Origin of the sequence: Shewanella sp. SR44-4, assembly GCF_014163715.1 — a bacterium.
Lineage (GTDB): Bacteria > Pseudomonadota > Gammaproteobacteria > Enterobacterales > Shewanellaceae > Shewanella.
Genome location: NZ_JACJDU010000003.1, coordinates 57065 through 75404 on the forward strand (window position 1 = coordinate 57065; position 18340 = coordinate 75404).

An 18340-nucleotide genomic window follows, 5' to 3' on the forward strand; every position below is an offset into this window, starting at 1 on the left:
GACTCTGTTGCCATCATGACTCCAATAACTCATTTAATTTGGTTAAAACAATCGAAATTGAGTCAGCTTCTAAACAAATCATGATTTTAGAATCAAATCGACTAGATTCTATTTTAAATTCAACTTCCATTAATAATGTGTTGCCCCAGCGATAATGACCCGCAGAAAGAAGTGTTGGGTCAAATACTGTTGGCATACTTAATTTTGTATTCAGTGTTAATTGTTGTGCAAAACCATTTAAGCAGGCCCCTGCAAGAATATTAGATAATTCCAGTAATAACTCTTCTTGGGTAATGTTAGACAATGGCAATTCGTAATCCATCAATTCAGCAATGGCTTCACAGCCCTGTTTGGATTGCAGGGAAAGTACTTCCCCTTTCACTGTACCCAGAAAAGACTGCCTGGTATGCCACATGGTGTCTAAGTTGATCATCTCAACAAACTCTGTAGGGGTAACTGACGATATTTGAGGGATAGAAAGTGTAATCTTAGCGCCAATCAGTCTCGCAAGAGAATTGGCTGCTTGCCCCATAGAAATGTTCATTAGCTCCTGCAAAGCATCACGCTGTTCTTCACTTAAATAGTCATTCATATTAACCCCACGTCAGATAAAGCCTGCGATAATTGCTCTGCTTGTAGCGGTTTATGTAAAAAGCGAAATGCCCCAAGTCGATCGACTAATTTTTTAGCTTCGGGTTGAATATCCGCGCTAATCACAATAACAACTGTTTTAGCATGATGTTCCTGTAAATAGCTTAGGACACCAAATCCGTCCAGTTCGGGCATAGTTAAATCCAAAAAAAGCACTTCTGCTTTGCCTGCTTCAACCGCTTCAATTGCCTCTTTGCCATTTTTGGCTTCGGTGATTTCAACATCCCAATCAACAGGGAGTGCACGCCTAACTACTTTTCTTGACATCATCGAATCATCTGCAATGGTTACAGGTATAGGCATTATAATCTCCAGGTTGTCTCATTTGTCCTTTAGATTATGATGTAGTCTTACAGAAAGTCAAAATTTAATAGAGTATTTTTTATAAACAGTGGTGTTAATTCATTTTAGTTGACATAATCAGCAGAAGACAAATAAGACACAACTTTCCATTAACAAATTAAGCATCTATTACTATTGAGGTTTTTATGAAAGGTATCATTTTTAACGTACTTGAAGACATGATAGTTGAACAATGTGGTATGGGTGTATGGAATGACTTAATGGAAAAACATGCGCCTGCGGACAGAGTATATGTTTCGGCTATCAACTATCCAGAAAATGAGTTATTTGCCATCGCCACAGAAGTCTCCGAGATTTTAGGTATTCCTTTACAAGATGTCATAAAAGCCTTTGGCCAATTTTTATTTTCAGGCTTGGCTGCAAACCATACTGCCGTTGTTGAACGTTTCACAGACTTTACGTCACTCGTTATGGGCATTCATAATATCATCCACGTAGAAGTGAATAAGCTTTACGATGAGCCCTCATTACCTACCATCATGTCGACAATGATCGATGATCATAATATTGAACTCAAATACTATTCTCCGCGTAAATTATGTTTTTGTGCTGAAGGGCTTATCTTTGGTGCAGCTGATTATTATCATCAAAATATTAGCATCAAACATGACACCTGCATGCATCAAGGTGCTGAACAGTGCATCTTAAATATAGAGTTAAAAAATGATTGATAAATCTAACCCATATTACATTGCCTACCATCGAGAAAAGAAAGCCCGAGTTGAAGTTGAGCAATTGTTAGAAGATTACACTAGACAAGTGTATGAAAAAAATATGTTGTTAGAACAGCAGATTAAACAAATTAAAAATCAGCAGCAGTCACTTATACAACAAGAGAAATTAGCCTTATTGGGGACTCTCGCTGCTGGTGTAGCTCATGAAATCAATAACCCATTAGCGTTTGTGATCAGTAATGTCACCACATTAAACAGTTATGTGAACGACTTAATTGAGGTAATCCCTAAAGAACAGTTAAGTCAAAGCGACCAAAATACTATCAATTTTATTACAGAAGACTTACCAGAGCTTATCACCGATAACGATCAAGGTTTTTTTCGCATTAAAGATATTGTTAAAAACCTGCTGTTCTTTGCCAGAACAGACTCCGAAGAATTAACAGAAATTGATTTGTCTGGTGCCATTGATATGGCAGTCAAGTTATTAGGCCCAAAACTAAAAAATATTCAAGTTAAACAAGAACTTTGCAAGGTACCTAAAATTCGATTTAATTCAGGAGAGCTTAACCAAGTGCTGGTCAATATCTTGGTTAATGCCATTCAAGCCTGTGAACAGCCAGCAAATAATAGCGCGATCATCACCATCAAACTGGCGCAGCATGACGGTATGATTCAACTCAATATTATCGATAATGGTTGTGGTATGTCTCCTGAAGTGCAACAAAGAATGTTTGATGCTTTTTATACTAACAAGCCTGTAGGCACTGGCACAGGTATAGGAATGTCGATTGTGTTGCAGATATTAAAACAACACAATGCGACGATTGATGTACAGTCTGAATTAGACAAAGGTACCATCATAAAAATTGGCTTTAATTTATCTGCACCTATATAGAAAATAAATTATAAATAAGTACTTAGCCAATATTTTTATTAAAAAAATCAACAGTCCGCTGCCATGCTAATTCCGCATTAATTTCATCATATCTGCTGGTAGAATCGTTATGAAATCCGTGATGGGCTTTTTTATACATGTGCATGGTATAGGGTACCTTAAATGCTTTTAAATCTTGCTCGTACTCGGGCCAAGTATTGTTAACCCTTTCATCTAACTCGCCTAATTGAATTAATAATGGCGCTTTAATATTTTGTCTTAATTCTTTTGCTGCTGGAGTGCCATAAAATGGAACACCGGCTTGAATCAAATTTGAATCAACTGCCGCGAGATAATTAACAATATAGCCGCCAAAACAAAATCCCACCGCACCTAAGTTACCATTACTGCGTTGATGCGTTTTCAAAAACTGGGCGGCCGCAACAAAGTCTTGTTCAATTTTGCTGCGGTCTAATGATTGCTGCATTGCCCGGCCTTCATCATCATTACCAGGATAACCGCCTAGTGAAAAAAGTGCATCAGGAGCAAAAGCAATAAACCCCGCTTTCGCTAAACGGCGAGCAACATCTTCAATATATGGATTTAAACCACGATTTTCATGAACGACTAATACAACGGGCAATAACCCTGTTTTACTTGTGGGCTCGACTAAATAGCCCTGGCCTTTGCCATAACCTAAAGGCGAATCAAATTGAGTGTAAGTGGCTTTAATGTCGGCATCATTAAATGAAACTTGCTCAGCTAGCGCATAATTAGGCAATAATGCCGAAGTCAGCACACTCATTGAATAACCTAATGCCACTAACGAGCCTAATTTAGTCATAAATGTCCGACGGTCCATGCCACCATGAGCATAGGAGTCATACCAATCAAAGGCTTGTTGCGGAATATTATCGACGGATTTGTGCTGCATAAGTTCCCTCTTCTGATCAAATGTAATTACGCTAATTGATGGTTATTAATATTAGTTGATAACAGTTAATGTTACCTGAAGATAATGTATTCACCATCGTCAGCCGATTTTATACGCTTAATTAGCCGCTTAAGTTCAACTGATTTGGTGCGCCTAATTATCACAATTTAAGACTCTATCAATTGTGATGAGTCATGGTTGAGCTGGTTGATATCGCTTAAGCGTATGTGATGGATTTTCTCCAAAGAGTTGTGTGTAATCTTTGGTAAATTGGCCAGCATGCCAAAAGCCCCAATTGGCCGCAATCACCGAAATAGGCGTATCTTGGTCGGGTTGTTTCAGTTGACGCCTGACATTATTTAAGCGTGTAAGACGCAAAAAGCGCAATGGATTAATGCCTAAAATACTCTCAAAACTATACTGCAAGGTTCTTCTGCTCACAAAAGTAAGCTCACAAAGCTGGGTTATGGTCACCGCTTGTTGAGGATAATCATGCAAGAATTCTTTTACTTTCTCTACCACGGCTAAACGATGTTGATAGCTAGGCGCCACCACTTGTTTTGATGATTCCTGGGTTAATAAATTCAGCGCTAAAGTGCTTAACATATCTTGCTGTAACGCAGTATGTAAGCCTAATTCACCTTGGTTAATCAGTGATTCAATCATAAAACGGGTTTGGTTAAGTTGCATTGGATTAGTACTTAATCGCTCCGCTCCTTGCGACGTTAAACTCTTAAGTGACAAACCTTGGATCTCAGCCATAGTGAATAAGATCTGTTTATTAATAACCAAACCATAAATAGTAAACTGTTCTGGGGTCATTAACTCAAAATCACAATCACTGCTACGACACATAAACTGATGAGTATCAACTGGTAAACCATTGATTTTACTTTGGTCTGAAAAACGTGGAATGCCTAACCAGATTGATTCAGGCGCAATATTGCATTGCTGTCTTAGTGCACGCTGAGTAAATTCTTTAAATAAATGCGCCTCAGGATAGTCAAGCCCTTCTATACAACCATAAAAACTGCCGTTACTGACTTGGTCATAAACTTGCTGCCATTGAGTTAAATTATGCGCCTGCTCATCAATATCGTTGGTTGTGACCACGCTCTTTTGTGGTGCGCACTGATTAATATGGTGCTCCATCTGTCACGTCCTCTTGATATAACACTGTTAACCCAAACTCTAACCCTGAAGACAAAGCACTTTATCTAGCTGAAATTAATCACAAAAAATGACTTTGCCAAAACTTGATAGCCACTTGGTACGATTTAAGCTCGTGTAAACTTATAAATTAATTGATTAACGATTACAGGAGCAAAACCTGTACCAAAGTTCAATCGTTAACCTCGAGGTCATTAATGAGTCAATCGTATCGCTACACCTTAGGTAGCCAAACATATCAATTTCGACATCTTGCAGACCTAATGGCTAAAGCAACGCCACAGCGATCCGGTGATCGCTTAGCCGGAGTGATGGCTCAATCAGCGAAAGAACGAGCTGTTGCGCAAATGACACTTGCAGATGTGCCATTAAAAACCTTCCTTAACGAAGCGCTTATTCCATATGAAACAGACGAAGTTACACGATTAATTTTAGACGAACATGACACTCGTGCATTTGCTTATATTAGTCATTTAACGGTTGGCGATTTTCGTAACTGGCTACTTAGCGACTACGTAACACCACAGGTTTTAGCCGCAGTAAAAATGGGCATCACACCTGAAATGGCAGCGGCTGTGAGCAAAATTATGCGCAATCAAGATCTTATTCTTGTGGCTAAAAAATGTCATGTCACTAGCGCATTTAGAAATACCATTGGCTTGCCCGGTCATTTATCGACCCGCTTGCAACCTAACCACCCTACCGATGATGTCAATGGGATTGCAGCTTCAATACTTGACGGTTTGTTGTATGGCAATGGCGATGCTGTGATTGGCATTAATCCAGCAACAGACAACGTAGCGCAAGCCATAAAACTAATGAAATTGATGGATGACGTGATCCAAAAATATGATATTCCAACACAGAGCTGCGTCTTAACCCACGTCACTAACACCATTGAATGTATAGAAGCCGGCGCACCGGTTGATTTGGTGTTTCAATCAATTGGTGGCACCGAAGCCACAAACAGCAGTTTTGGGTTTAATTTAAATACCTTAGCAGAAGCACAAGATGCAGCATTAAGTCTAAAGCGTGGCACCGTTGGCAATAACGTAATGTATTTTGAAACCGGCCAAGGCAGCTCGTTGTCTGCTAATGCTCACCATGGGTTAGACCAACAAACCTGCGAAGCTAGAGCCTATGCTGTCGCGCGCAAGTTTAATCCGCTACTGGTGAATACAGTGGTTGGCTTTATTGGTCCTGAATATTTATTTGATGGTAAAGAAATTACTCGGGCCGGATTAGAAGATCATTTTTGCGCAAAACTACTTGGTGTACCTATGGGGTGTGATGTGTGTTACACCAACCATGCCGAAGCCGATCAAAACGATATGGATAATCTTCTCACCTTATTGGGGGTTGCCGGTTGCTCGTTTGTGATGGGGATACCAGGTTCAGACGACATCATGCTTAATTATCAAACCACTTCTTTTCATGATGCTTTATATGTTCGTCGTGTATTGGGCTCTCGCCCAGCGCCAGAATTTGAACACTGGTTAAGCAAAATGAACATTATGAAAAATTCGGCAGATTTTGTGTTGTCCAACACGGTACCCAATGCATTTGCTAAACCACTGTATGCACTACAAGGAGACTATTAATGGACTCCAATTGTGTAGATAAACAGAACAACCTTGTCGATTCAATTCAATCACATCATCAACATGGCAATGTAGTCTCCAATCCATGGCGCGACCTTCGCCGTTTTACTGATGCACGAATTGGCCTTGGTAGAGCCGGAATTAGCTTGCCCACATCAGAGTTATTAGCGTTCCAATTATCACACGCGCAAGCTCGCGACGCGGTGAATTTACCGCTAAATATCGATGCTCTGGCAATTGATCTAAGCAATATCTTATTACTGGATAATGTGACTTATCCTATAAGAGTTAACAGTCAGGTTGATGATCGTATCACCTATTTACAAAGACCTGACCTTGGCAGAAAACTTGCTGAAAGCGGCCGCAAAACCTTACTACATCACATGAACAGTCAAGGTCAAGCTGCCGACACTCAATACGACCTTGCCATAGTAGTGGTCGATGGTTTGTCATCATTAGCGGTACAAAACAACGCCAAGCCATTTATCAACGAGTTATTAAGTCAACTGCATCAGCAACACTCTGGATGGAATATCGCCCCCATCACCATAGTAGAACAAGGTCGAGTTGCCATAGGTGATGATATTGGCCAGCTGTTAAATGCCCAAGTGGTGATGGTGCTTATCGGCGAACGCCCGGGACTCAGTTCACCAGACAGTCTTGGCTTATATCTCACTTGGGCGCCTAAAACGGGGCTTAATGATGCCTGCAGAAATTGTATTTCAAACATTCGCCCTGCTGGCTTGCCTTATACCGAAGCAGCCAAACGGGCTGTTTACCTATTAACACAAGCTAAAAAACTCAAACTAACAGGAGTGAATTTAAAAGATCGCACTCAAGACGATGTGATTGAACACCAACAACAAACTCAAAACTTTTTAATTGCTGAATAACCCTAAATACATTCTACATAAAAATGTAAATACCACTGGAGAAACAATCATGTCTGAAAACAACAAAGAGTATCTTGCCAAAAGGCAACTTAAAAGCGGTACCGCTGGATGGGTTTTATTGGCAGGATTAGGCGTGTCTTACGTTATTTCTGGTGATTTCGCAGGTTGGAACTTCGGCATAGCCGAAGCTGGCTGGGGAGGATTTGCCATTGCAGCTGTACTGATGGCAATCATGTATTTAGCGTTAGTCTTGTCCTTAGCGGAAATGTCAGCAGCAATACCCGCTGCAGGTGGCGGCTATAGCTTTGCTCGCCAAGCAATGGGACCGGCTGGAGGATATTTAACCGGACTGGCGGTGTTAATCGAGTATGCTCTAGCCCCTGCTGCTATTGTTATTTTTATTGGCTCTGCGGTACAGGAGTTACTGGGATTTAACGGCCCTTGGGTGTATGCACTGTTTTATATCGTCTTTGTCGGTATTCATCTCGCGGGTGTTGGAGAAGCACTAAAAGTCATGATGGTGATCAGTGGTTTAGCTGTTGTAGCCATTATTGCCACTGCAGTGGTGTTGATTGGCAACTTTGATGCTACCCGACTTTATGATGTTGCTGTTACTGATGCAGCAGGTGCTAGTGAGTTTTTACCATTAGGATGGTACGGTGTTTGGGCTGCTCTGCCCTTTGCCATGTGGTTATTTTTAGCTGTAGAAGGTGTTCCATTAGCAGCAGAAGAAGCCAAAGATCCGGCCAAAGATGTGCCTAAAGGTATTATTGGTGCAATGATATTTTTATTGTTTACTGCGCTGCTGGTTGTAGTATTAGTCCCTGGCGCTGGCGGTGCCGCGGCAATGGGCGCAAGTGCTGTACCACTCGTTGATGCATTAAATGTGACCGGTAATCATACTTTAGCGACTATGGTAAATATTTTAGGTTTAGCAGGTCTAGTGGCCTCATTTTTCTCAATTATTTATGGTTATAGCCGCTTGGTATTTGCCTTGTCACGTGCAGGCTATATTCCGCGTTCACTGTCAATTACAACCTCACGCAAAGTCCCTGCCCGCGCATTAATAGTCCCGGCAATATTCGGTTTTATTGCATCACTCAGCGGCGAAGGTGATTTATTGCTTGCTATGGCCGTTGTGGGCGCAACAGTATCTTATGCATTAATGGCATTAAGCCATATATTATTACGCATAAAGCAGCCTGAATTAGTCCGTCCATACAAAACACCGGGTGGTGTCGTAACATCAGGTATTGCATTAGTCCTGTCTTTAATAGCATTAACCGGAGTGTATGCGTTTGACCCACGGGCATTCTTATTCACAATAGGTTTATTTGTCATTGGCGCTGCATACTACTTTGGCTACAGCTCAACTAGGTTGGTAGCAAAAAATGCTGATGAAGAGTTTGCGATGTTGGCTGCGGCTGAATCAGAACTAGTCATGGAAAACTAATCAAACAATGCTTAATGCGATCTGGTTGTGATAACAGATCGCATAATATCAAAAACGTATACTTCATCTAACCAATATAATTAATTGATTGAATGATCAACTCTAACGATCTCGAGTTAAATTTTGCACTACCCATGCAGTCAGTTCAGACACTTTATTGCATGGTGCATTTACAAGCATTTTGTAAGATTAGCACTATGGTTAACTGAACGGCCACAACGCTGGAATCAAACTAAGAAGAGTATCGCCAGCAAGAAATCTCACTGCACAGCTGAGGCGTACGTCCTTCCCAAGCTATCGCCTACTGTAGATAAACAACATAAACCGGTTCCATAAAGTAGCAAAAATACTAACAACTACTCGCCTCCAGCAGCATAAAGTAGCCATGATCAGTAATCAGTAATCAGTAAGCAGTAATCAGTAAGCAATAATCACTGTCCACTGGTCATTAGTCATTAGCCATTAATCATTAATGCCACTATTGTCATCAACCCATTTCCTTGCCTGCTCAGAAACCGATTATTGCTATCTTTCGTCCAAACGCTTAGCGCAGACGATGGGTCAGTGCTTCAATATGTTCTGGACCAATCCCACAACAACCGCCAATGAGTGATGCCCCCACGGCACGCCAGCGTTCTGCCCATGTTAGATAATCAAGTGGCCCAAGATCGTTACGGATCTCATCTAAACCATCATTGGCCGTAGCATCTTTTGCTTGCGGAGGAAAAGCATTCGCATAAGCCCCCAATCGGATGTCATTTCGGCCAAGCTTATCCAGACAGTCTGATGCTACCTTTAGTGCAGCCTCAATGACTTCAGGCTGACAACAATTAAACAAAATGGCATCTACACCTACTTCTATCAGTCTCTCTATGGCATACACGACGGATTCACCAGATCGTAATCTAGGTTCATTTGTGACTATTTCATCCTCAAGCGTAAAAGCGACCCAAAACGGTTTACCGTCATTTGGCAGTAACCTTTTAATCGCAAGCGGTTCGGCGATAAGACTCACTGTTTCGACCAGCCACAGATCCACATTGGGTGACATTGCTCGTATCAGCGGAGTAGCGAGCTCACTGACTTTATCAGCATCGAACAAATCTGCCCGATATGAGCCAAACAATGGCGGCAATGAGCCCGCAACTAACACAGAACTCCCCAGCTCGTCGGCCACATCGCGTGCCAACTTACTCGCAAGCGCGGCCAATGTTTCCCCTTCTGCTGCAAAACGCTCGGCTCCAATATGAAACGGCACCAAGGCATAACTATTGGTTGTAATAACTCGAGCGCCACTATCGACATAAGCACGGTGCACTTGAGCCACTGTTTGTGGTGCTTCTATTAAAGCCAGAGCGGACCATTCAGGTTGACGAAATGGAGCACCTCGGCTTGCCAATTCGCGTCCCATACCACCATCAAGCACCCACAATTCCTGCTTATCCATTATTAATGACTCCATAATATTAAGATGTCTCTACAAATCTTTATCCCGAGTGATGCTGAAATAGATCTCAATGACACAGTCGAGTACACGAATAAATCGACCAAAAAAAATAAGACGTCTAGATGGCTAAAGTGTAAAGGTATAAATGGGATACTGCAATCAACCATACCGAAAATATTAAATAACTTTGTTATTGATATCCACTCATTCTAAAAACCTAAACGAGGTATTAAATCGATATTAAATACGGCTTAGCTTAACCAACACCATTAAATCGTGTCCAATATTGATTAACCTGAGCTCAGGATAACAAATCAATGACCGCAGCAGCTTAGATGAATGATGCTTGAATAGAATTGGATAATTTAAATAGGTATAAAAACTATCAAATAAAGTGTGAAGTACAACCAGATAGCATTACTCACATAGGTTGTTGGAACTGTCATGATGAAATTGTTAGCAGTAAGATGAGTCTTTATTTGGACATTTTTGTCGTTGTTTAAATTAGTAAAGCTCAATAGTCTAATGTCGATTAGCACGACTGAGCGAGATACATATTAATGCTGACTAGTAGCGCTCTATTCGATTGTTAAAGCGTATTTATGATAAACATCATCAACGTTCATCGGTTTTGAAAAATAATACCCTTGCGCCACATCGCATTGATGTTCAATCAAAAAATCTAATTGTTCTTGTAATTCTACCCCCTCAGCCGTGACGCATTTACCTAATGAGTGAGCCATGCTTATCACCGCTTTTACCACGGCTTGATCTTCGGCTGAATGAATCAGATTGGAGATAAATGACTGATCAATTTTTAACATGTTGGCAGGTAGTGATTTAAGATAAGCAAGTGACGAATAGCCGGTACCAAAGTCGTCGATAGCGACATGAATATCAGCTTCGATCAGTTTATGTAAAATCTCGATTGATTGCTCAGGAATGGCCATCAATGCGGTTTCAGTGATTTCAAACTTAAGCCACTTAGGTTCGGCGCCAGTATCTGTAATAACAGCCAGTAAATCGTCAGCTAAATTTATATTTATCAGTTCCAGTGCTGACAAGTTAACTGAGACCCTCTTAAAGTCAAAACCTTGCTCATGCCATTTCACTAATTGTTGGCATACCGTTTTGAGCATCCAACGACTTAATTCAAAGATTAAACCAGTATTTTCGGCAATAGGGATAAATTCCGCCGGAGAGATAAGCCCAAAGTCTGGATGGTCCCAACGCATCAACGCTTCAAATCCACCTAAGCCTTGGCTTGGTAAAAGGATTAAAGGCTGATATACCGCAAACAATTGATAATGTTCAATAACAGGTTCAGCTAACGCTTTACGTAACCCCTGCTCGATAATAAGACGGCGTTTATTATGTATCGCTTGTTGTTTGTTACAAAATGCCACCCCAAACGGTCTTTTTTTCGCTTCATACAAGGCTGAATCAGCTTGGCTTAATATCGCTTCAGCATCTTGGCCATCTTCAGGAAAAAGACTAATACCCACACGGCAACCTAAAATAATGGTTTGTTCTAAAAACTCAAAATGTTGTTGAAACACTTCAACTAATTCAGTCGCAATGGCATTCGCTTCATCGGCGGCTTTATTGGGTAATGCAATACAAAATTTATCACCGCCAAAACGTGACACTGTGAAGGTTCCATTTAGCGTAGTACTAATGCGTGTGGCCGCCTGCTGTAGAATATAGTCGCCAGCACTATGTCCAAAGTTATCATTAATAATTTTAAAACGTGTAAGATCTAAAAATAGTAATGCCAGCGGCTGTTGATTTTGCAGACATATTTTAATATTTTCGTCGAGTAAAATCTTAAAAAAATAACGGTTAATTAAGCCCGTTAAGTCATCATAGTGCGACAGCTGATACAACATATCTTGTTGCTGTTTACGCGATGTCACATCGTGGGCAATACCTTCGCAACCAATACATTCACCTTCATCATCATACATAGGTCGTTCAAGCACCTCAAAGGTATGAATAACGCCATTCGTATCAAATATTTCTATCTCAAATGGCGCTAATTTCTCTCCGTTAATAATGCGTTGGATATATCCTGAGATCAGTTGGTTTTTCGGATTGTCAGTTAACAATTTATAATAATATTCACCAAATCCAGTAATAGTGAGCCCTAAAATATGAGTCACTGAAGGACTGACATATTGCACAAAACCATCGGTATCGTGCTGATAAAAAATGTATTCATCTTCTAACGACTCAACCAAACCACGGTATCTATTTTCGCTAATGGTAAGCTGAAGCGTCCGTTCCAAGACGTTTTTTTCAAGATTATTTTTTAATTCGTTTAATGCCATATTGGCATTTGCAGTATTAATATTAGCAATGGTTAAGGCTTGATTATTCCGTCTAGCTTGCAAAATCCACACACTAAGCAACAAAATTAATACACCTGCCACCGCCGCAAACTCAATCAAATCTTGGTTATCTTTCGGCAGCGTAATATTTGCCCCCCAAGCTTCATTAATGGCAATTTTTTCAGTAGAGCTCAACGAGCTCAACCCTTTCTGCATAATACTGGCTAAAATGGGAAAGTCTTGTCTGACTGCAATGGATTCATTAGCATTGTTTTTTTCGTAAAAGGCGAAGAATTTCAAATCAGAAAATGAGTACTTTAACTGGTAATAATTTGCTGCAGCTAAAAAGGTGATTGCAGCATCGGCTTGATTAGCCTGCACAGCTTCCATTGCTTCACGCATGTTATCAACCACAAATGGCGTTACGCTGGGGAACTCTTTAATAAGTTTATCGGAATATTGATAATCCTTCACTATCGCAATGGTTTTATTAGCAATATGACTGCGGTTATTAATTTGATGGTTATTATTTTTACCAATAATCACCAGCGATTTATAAACAATTGGACTAGTGAACAAAAATTGGTTTTCGCGCTCAGGTGTATTGACCATGGTTAACACCATATCAATCTCTTTTTGCTGCAGATTTTTGACGATATCTGGCCAGCGATGTTCATCATTTATGACAAACTCTATGCCTAACTTTTGCCCAATCAACAACAAAGTATCAACTGCCATTCCAACAATTTGATCGTTTTCATTGATATAAGTATAAGGAGGGAAATAACCATCCACACCCACACGGATTGGTTGATGTTCGCTCAGCCATTGTTGCTCATGTTCAGTAAGGGTTATTGGCCTAACAGCGGTCATCTCGACAACATCAGCACGTGTAAAGTTAGCGAATGACAACAATAACAATATACAAAAAAAGACGTTTACATACGCATAGGGTTTATTTGGCATTATTATTTTATTCCTGGTGCTTATATAGCCAATGCTAAAACTAACACCGGTAAAATGTAATGAATTAATGAACTGCTTAGGCGAGCGTACCATATTTAAAATAATAACGAGCATACTTAAGCATTAAATAAATTTTTTCAATTACTTAGCCATGAATAACGCGATTGCTTTAATCAACATTTTTAATCAATTTAATGAATCTATTTATACAAAAAAGATTATCAATATACAAACTTTAATGAGTATTTTATTCAATAATTTTTAGTAAACTGCATGTTTGCGATCAGGTACTAAAGCAGGCTTTGTAAGCCTCGCTAGGGAGTGTAAACGGTCAGCCAACCATTCGTTGTCCTGTTATCGGTGTGATACTTGCGATAGACAAGTTGCAGTCGTCGGTAACTGCTCCTGCGTTACTCTAGCTCCTGCATCCATGCAGTCGTCGGTAACTGCTCCTGCGTTACTCTAGCTCCTGCATCCATGCAGTCGTCGGTAACTGCTCCTGCGTTACTCTATCTCCTGCATCCATGCAGTCGTCGGTAACTGCTCCTGCGTTACTCTATCTCCTGCATCCATGCAGTCGTCGGTAACTGCTCCTGCGTTACTCTATCTCCTGCATCCATGCAGTCGTCGTTTAGGACTGCTATTAGTGTTTTGCCTTGAGGTTTACCCGTTATCACTAAGTAATAACAGCACAGTCGATTATTGACTCAAGCTTAACTCACTAAACGACAACGACATCTTGCCTAATCCTTGATATTCAATCTGCAGTGGTTTATCCATGTCGACTTTAAGCACACCGCAATATGAACCAGTAATAATGGCCTGCCCGGCAGTAATCTCGACGCCGCGAGCGGTTAAAAAGTTCACTAACCAGTACAAAGGTGATGCAGGTAAATGGCACGGATGACATCCGTCATAGGTATTGGTAGTGTGTTGTTGAGTGACCAATATTTGAATTTTGCTAGCCATTAATGCCTTAGCTTTGTCAATTTCAGGGCCTAAATACAACCCCTGGTTACTGAGTCCGTCAGCCAATTTTTCAACAAATGTGGCTGGATAATCTCGGCTAAATCGTTGTTGAATTAACTCCAATGCCATATGAGTAGCGCTAATTTGCTGATTAATTTCGGCTTCAGAGTAATGACGATGAGCTTCGAAGGTTTGACCAACAACAAAAGCGATTTCAGGCTCAATCAGGGCTAGCTGCGCCGATGATAAAATGGCGCAATCATGTTGATTAACAATGGCATCCGCCAAAATAGGTGCAACAATCAAATCGCCATTGTCTCGCGGCGTTAAACATTTCCAGCCAGTAACATTATGTTGATTCAAGGCAATCATCGCAACTTGGATTTCAAGTGCCGTTTCAATACTGTTTATATGCTGTTCAGGTAGTAAATTCGACAGTGGCTTAACACAATGCCTCTGTGAAAAGAGATGTTTGGCAATGTCGTTTATATTCGTTTGTTGAACCATTACGGTTTCCTATTGCGATAGTGAGTTCTTTAACAAGCGAAGTTTTAGTCGCGAGTAAGTGATTATTATAAATACACCTGCGGTTAGTATTAACGCCACACATTATTCACAGCTGTACCGATGTTAGTGGCGTTAATGCTAGTCGCGTTAAAGTTAGTGGCGTTAGTGTTAATTGCGTTAATGTTAGTTGCGTTTCTGCTGATGACACCGCACAAACAACCACAGCATCAAAGCTAGTATAAAGTAACGCTCACGTTATCCAGCTTTGCGTTGCTTTAATTGTGCTTTAGTTTGCTCAAACCATTGATAAACAATCTCGCGTGTTTGCTCCGATGGCATTGAATTAGATGCACCTCTAATCTGGTCGATTTCGCACATCAGCGGCTGGGTTTTAGTGATTTTGATGCCAATAGTCATTCGTTCAGGCTTAACCATTTTAAACGCACAATAATGTCCGTTGGCAATGCTTTGATGATAAATAGCAATACAGTGACCTTGTTCGCGACCTTCTGCGACGAGCTCATCATAACGGCTAATAGGCTTAATTTGGCCATTGGCTGTAAGCAATTGAGGATAGGCGAAATCAGCATTTTGCGGACGAGTTTTAACAAGCTCCATTTCATTGCGTTCAACCACCCAGCGATCATGTAACTGGCGTAAATCACTAATCGACGACAATTGACTAACCCGTTGCAGCGGATCGAAAATCCCTAATGTTATTCCCATGTGTAACGTGTCATTAAGGTACGCCATTAATTGGCTGCGACCTTGTTGCTGATTAAACGCCAAATCGAGCCCGAGCGGAGTGCCAGTAAAAAATGGGTACATGTGATCAACACTCAAAGCATTTAAGTTAATCTGTTGATAATGCTTAAACCGACTAAAGTGACAAAAACGGACATCTAACTGACGTTTAACATGCAGTAGATCAGCTTCTCGTTGATAGGTTAAGGTTAACTTATCAATAAACTTAAGTGCCGCTTTACTGCTGTGATAGCCTAATGCCGATAGAATTTGGCGCTGTCCAAGTAAGCAAAATGCCAACGCTTGTTGATTATCGACACAGCATTGCTCGCAAATAAGCAATAACAACACAGGTCTGCTGAGTAATATTTGTAATGCGGGTTCACAATTAGCAGCCAACCACAGCATTTGGTATTGATGCTCAGCAAAGGGCGCGGTGATCTTCAATAAATGTGCCGGAATAGACGTCAACCAGGCTTGACCTGCTTCGGTTTGAGTCACTAAATCAAGTCCCAGCCCTAACCCGCCTTCAAGTTGCTCATTAGATTGATGATTAAACGTTCTAAAACCAGCTAAGCCATCATGCCAGCTATGTAATTCAACATCATAATCAAAACCCAAATCACGCATAGGGATGGTTAATGCAGCGGTCATGTCGACTCCTAAAACAACCAAATCAATAATGTAGCTGATATTGAAACTAATATGGCATCAGTTTCTATTGCAAACGATTCAACCGCGCAGATATCAGCCAATTTACTCAGTTCAATGCTTTCCTAGCCCCGCGTTAACGCCATTGTCTGCTATATAAGCAGATTATAAATCGACAACTTAGCACTAACCTGTATAATCCGCGGCCTATTTACTTACATATACTCATGTCTGTCTTATTCACACGTGGCTGTTGTCTTGCCTATTGTTGATAAATATTCAGTAGTACACAGTTGGAACATTGCTTTGATTTCTACCGCTAATATCACCATGCAGTTTGGCCCTGAGCCATTATTTGAAAACATCTCGGCTCAATTTGGTCACGGTAACCGTTACGGTTTAATCGGCGCAAATGGCTGTGGTAAATCCACGTTCATGAAAATTTTGAGTGGTGCTTTGGCTCCAACATCAGGAAACGTGTCGATTACACCAGGCTTTAAAGTCGGTACGCTTAGTCAAGATCAATTCGCGTTTGAACAATATAGTGTTGTCGACGCAGTGATCATGGGTGATGTCGGACTGTGGAAAGTCAAACAAGAACGCGACAGCATTTACGCCAAAGCAGAAATGACCGACGAAGACGGCATGCGAGTAGGCGACCTAGAAAGTCAGTTCGCTGAAATGGACGGCTACACAGCTGAAAGTCGTGCGGGTGAAATTCTGCTAGAAGCCGGTATTGAAGAGTCATTTCACTTTGGTTTAATGCAACAGGTTGCTCCAGGTTGGAAACTGCGCGTGCTATTAGCACAAGCTTTGTTCGCTAACCCAGACATTTTGTTACTCGACGAACCTACCAACAACTTGGATATTCATACCATTAGTTGGTTGGCAACAGAGCTAAACAAACGTAAATGCACCATGATCATCATTTCGCACGACAGACACTTCTTAAACTCTGTTTGTACCCACATGGCTGATATCGATTACGGCGAATTACGTGTTTACCCAGGTAATTACGAATATTTCTTAGCTCAATCAGGCTTAATTCGCGAGCAACTGTTAGCGGGCAATGCCAAGAAAAGTGCTGAAATTGACGAGCTGCAAGACTTCGTTAACCGTTTTGGTGCTAACGCATCTAAAGCAAAACAAGCTAGCTCACGTGCTAAAAAGATGGACAAAATTAAGTTAGATGATGTTAAGTCATCTAGCCGTATTACCCCATCAATTCGTTTTGCAGAAAGCAAAAAGCTGCATCGCCAAGCTCTCGTGCTTGAAGAATTGTCTCACGGATTCGACGAAGTGTTATTCGAACACGGCGACCTTATTCTTGAAGCGGGTTCTAAACTGGCGATTATTGGCGAAAACGGTGTGGGTAAAACTACCCTATTACGCTGCTTAGTGAATCAATTACAACACAATTACGGCCGTATTAAATGGTCTGAAAATGCTGCAATTGGTTACTGCCCGCAAGACAGCACCGCAGATTTTGATAATGACATGACTTTATTTGATTGGATGTCATTATGGCGCACACCAAAGCACAATGATTTAATGGTTCGCGGCATGTTAGGTCGTCTATTATTTTCTGATGACGACGCCAACAAAAAAGTCCGCAACTGTTCAGGTGGTGAGAAAAACCGCTTGTTATTCGGTAAGTTAATGATGATGGATATTAACGTACTAGTAATGGACGAGCCAACCAACCACATGGACATGGAAGCGATTGAAGCGTTAAACCAAGCCTTGAAATTATTTGAAGGCACATTAATATTTGTCAGCCATGACCGTGAGTTTGTGTCATCTTTGGCAACACGCATTATTGATGTAAAAGGCAAAAGATTGATAAACTTCCAAGGTACATTTGATGAATACCTTGCAAGCCAAGCTGAAGCAGAAGCCAGAGGCTAACATCTTTTTTGGGCATGCATTACTCAATGTCCATTAACGGATAACATCGTTAAAGTAAGGTCTTCATGTTGCATAATGTTGCAATGACGAAGACCTTTTTTGTTTAATTCATCATAGAGATGAAAGCTAAGCAGTTAGCAAAGCTAATACAAAGGGCTGTTTGAGCGACGTTTGTTATCCCGAGTTCAGGTTATTTATATTC

14 protein-coding genes are annotated in these 18340 nt (G+C 40.8%); 6 read left to right on the top strand and 8 right to left on the bottom strand.

Annotated elements, in window-relative coordinates; genetic code table 11:
• Positions 1 to 13: 13 nt before the first annotated feature.
• Entirely contained in the window at positions 14 to 592 is a 579-nt protein-coding gene (locus H5125_RS02505) for a chemotaxis protein CheC (protein WP_101087163.1), read from the bottom strand.
• Positions 589 to 954 (bottom strand): response regulator, encoded by a 366-nt coding sequence (locus tag H5125_RS02510; protein WP_162023171.1) that lies wholly within the window; start codon positions 952 to 954, stop codon positions 589 to 591. The genes H5125_RS02505 and H5125_RS02510 overlap by 4 nt, the downstream gene beginning before the upstream one ends.
• Positions 955 to 1139: 185 nt before the next feature.
• Here H5125_RS02510 and H5125_RS02515 point away from each other — a divergent pair, with 185 nt between their 5' ends.
• Both H5125_RS02515 and H5125_RS02520 read left to right on the top strand, forming a co-directional pair.
• Positions 1140 to 1685 (top strand): heme NO-binding domain-containing protein, encoded by a 546-nt coding sequence (locus tag H5125_RS02515; RefSeq protein WP_182743450.1) that lies wholly within the window; start codon positions 1140 to 1142, stop codon positions 1683 to 1685.
• Positions 1678 to 2586, top strand: a complete 909-nt coding sequence (locus tag H5125_RS02520) for a sensor histidine kinase (RefSeq protein ID WP_182743451.1) — start codon at positions 1678 to 1680, stop codon at positions 2584 to 2586. Before H5125_RS02515 ends, H5125_RS02520 begins: the two co-directional genes overlap by 8 nt.
• A 22-nt stretch (positions 2587 to 2608) precedes the next feature.
• Here the strand turns inward: H5125_RS02520 and H5125_RS02525 are convergent, their stop codons facing one another.
• Together H5125_RS02525 and H5125_RS02530 are read right to left on the bottom strand one after the other, a co-directional pair.
• Positions 2609 to 3499 carry a dienelactone hydrolase family protein gene (locus tag H5125_RS02525; protein ID WP_182743452.1) on the bottom strand — a complete coding sequence of 297 codons (891 nt, stop codon included), beginning with the start codon at positions 3497 to 3499 and terminating at the stop codon, positions 2609 to 2611.
• A 192-nt stretch (positions 3500 to 3691) separates the two neighbouring features.
• A complete protein-coding gene (locus H5125_RS02530) occupies positions 3692 to 4651 on the bottom strand; it encodes a helix-turn-helix domain-containing protein (RefSeq protein WP_101087158.1) in 960 nt (319 codons plus the stop codon).
• A 215-nt stretch (positions 4652 to 4866) separates the two neighbouring features.
• Here H5125_RS02530 and H5125_RS02535 point away from each other — a divergent pair, with 215 nt between their 5' ends.
• From H5125_RS02535 to eat, 3 genes are read left to right on the top strand one after another with little or no spacing between them, the layout of a single operon-like run.
• Entirely contained in the window at positions 4867 to 6270 is a 1404-nt protein-coding gene (locus H5125_RS02535) for an ethanolamine ammonia-lyase subunit EutB (RefSeq protein ID WP_101087157.1), read from the top strand.
• Positions 6270 to 7163 (top strand): ethanolamine ammonia-lyase subunit EutC, encoded by an 894-nt coding sequence (gene eutC, locus H5125_RS02540; RefSeq protein ID WP_182743453.1) that lies wholly within the window; start codon positions 6270 to 6272, stop codon positions 7161 to 7163. Before H5125_RS02535 ends, eutC begins: the two co-directional genes overlap by 1 nt.
• A gap of 49 nt (positions 7164 to 7212) precedes the next feature.
• The gene (gene eat, locus H5125_RS02545) at positions 7213 to 8616 is read left to right on the top strand and encodes an ethanolamine permease (RefSeq protein WP_101087155.1); all 1404 of its coding nucleotides are present in this window, start codon (positions 7213 to 7215) and stop codon (positions 8614 to 8616) included.
• A 544-nt stretch (positions 8617 to 9160) separates the two neighbouring features.
• Here the strand turns inward: eat and H5125_RS02550 are convergent.
• The 4 genes from H5125_RS02550 to H5125_RS02565 form a co-directional block, all read right to left on the bottom strand.
• Positions 9161 to 10063 carry a homocysteine S-methyltransferase family protein gene (locus tag H5125_RS02550; protein WP_182743454.1) on the bottom strand — a complete coding sequence of 301 codons (903 nt, stop codon included), beginning with the start codon at positions 10061 to 10063 and terminating at the stop codon, positions 9161 to 9163.
• 578 nt (positions 10064 to 10641) lie between these two features.
• Positions 10642 to 13359, bottom strand: a complete 2718-nt coding sequence (locus H5125_RS02555; protein ID WP_182743455.1) for an EAL domain-containing protein — start codon at positions 13357 to 13359, stop codon at positions 10642 to 10644.
• Positions 13360 to 14058: 699 nt separating this feature from the next.
• Positions 14059 to 14835: a hypothetical protein gene (locus H5125_RS02560; protein WP_182743456.1), complete on the bottom strand. Its 777-nt coding sequence runs from the start codon at positions 14833 to 14835 to the stop codon at positions 14059 to 14061.
• Positions 14836 to 15090: 255 nt separating this feature from the next.
• Entirely contained in the window at positions 15091 to 16233 is a 1143-nt protein-coding gene (locus tag H5125_RS02565) for a PcfJ domain-containing protein (protein WP_182743457.1), read from the bottom strand.
• Positions 16234 to 16536: 303 nt separating this feature from the next.
• Here H5125_RS02565 and H5125_RS02570 point away from each other — a divergent pair, with 303 nt between their 5' ends.
• Positions 16537 to 18138 carry an ABC-F family ATPase gene (locus H5125_RS02570; RefSeq protein ID WP_182743458.1) on the top strand — a complete coding sequence of 534 codons (1602 nt, stop codon included), beginning with the start codon at positions 16537 to 16539 and terminating at the stop codon, positions 18136 to 18138.
• Positions 18139 to 18340 lie beyond the last annotated feature (202 nt).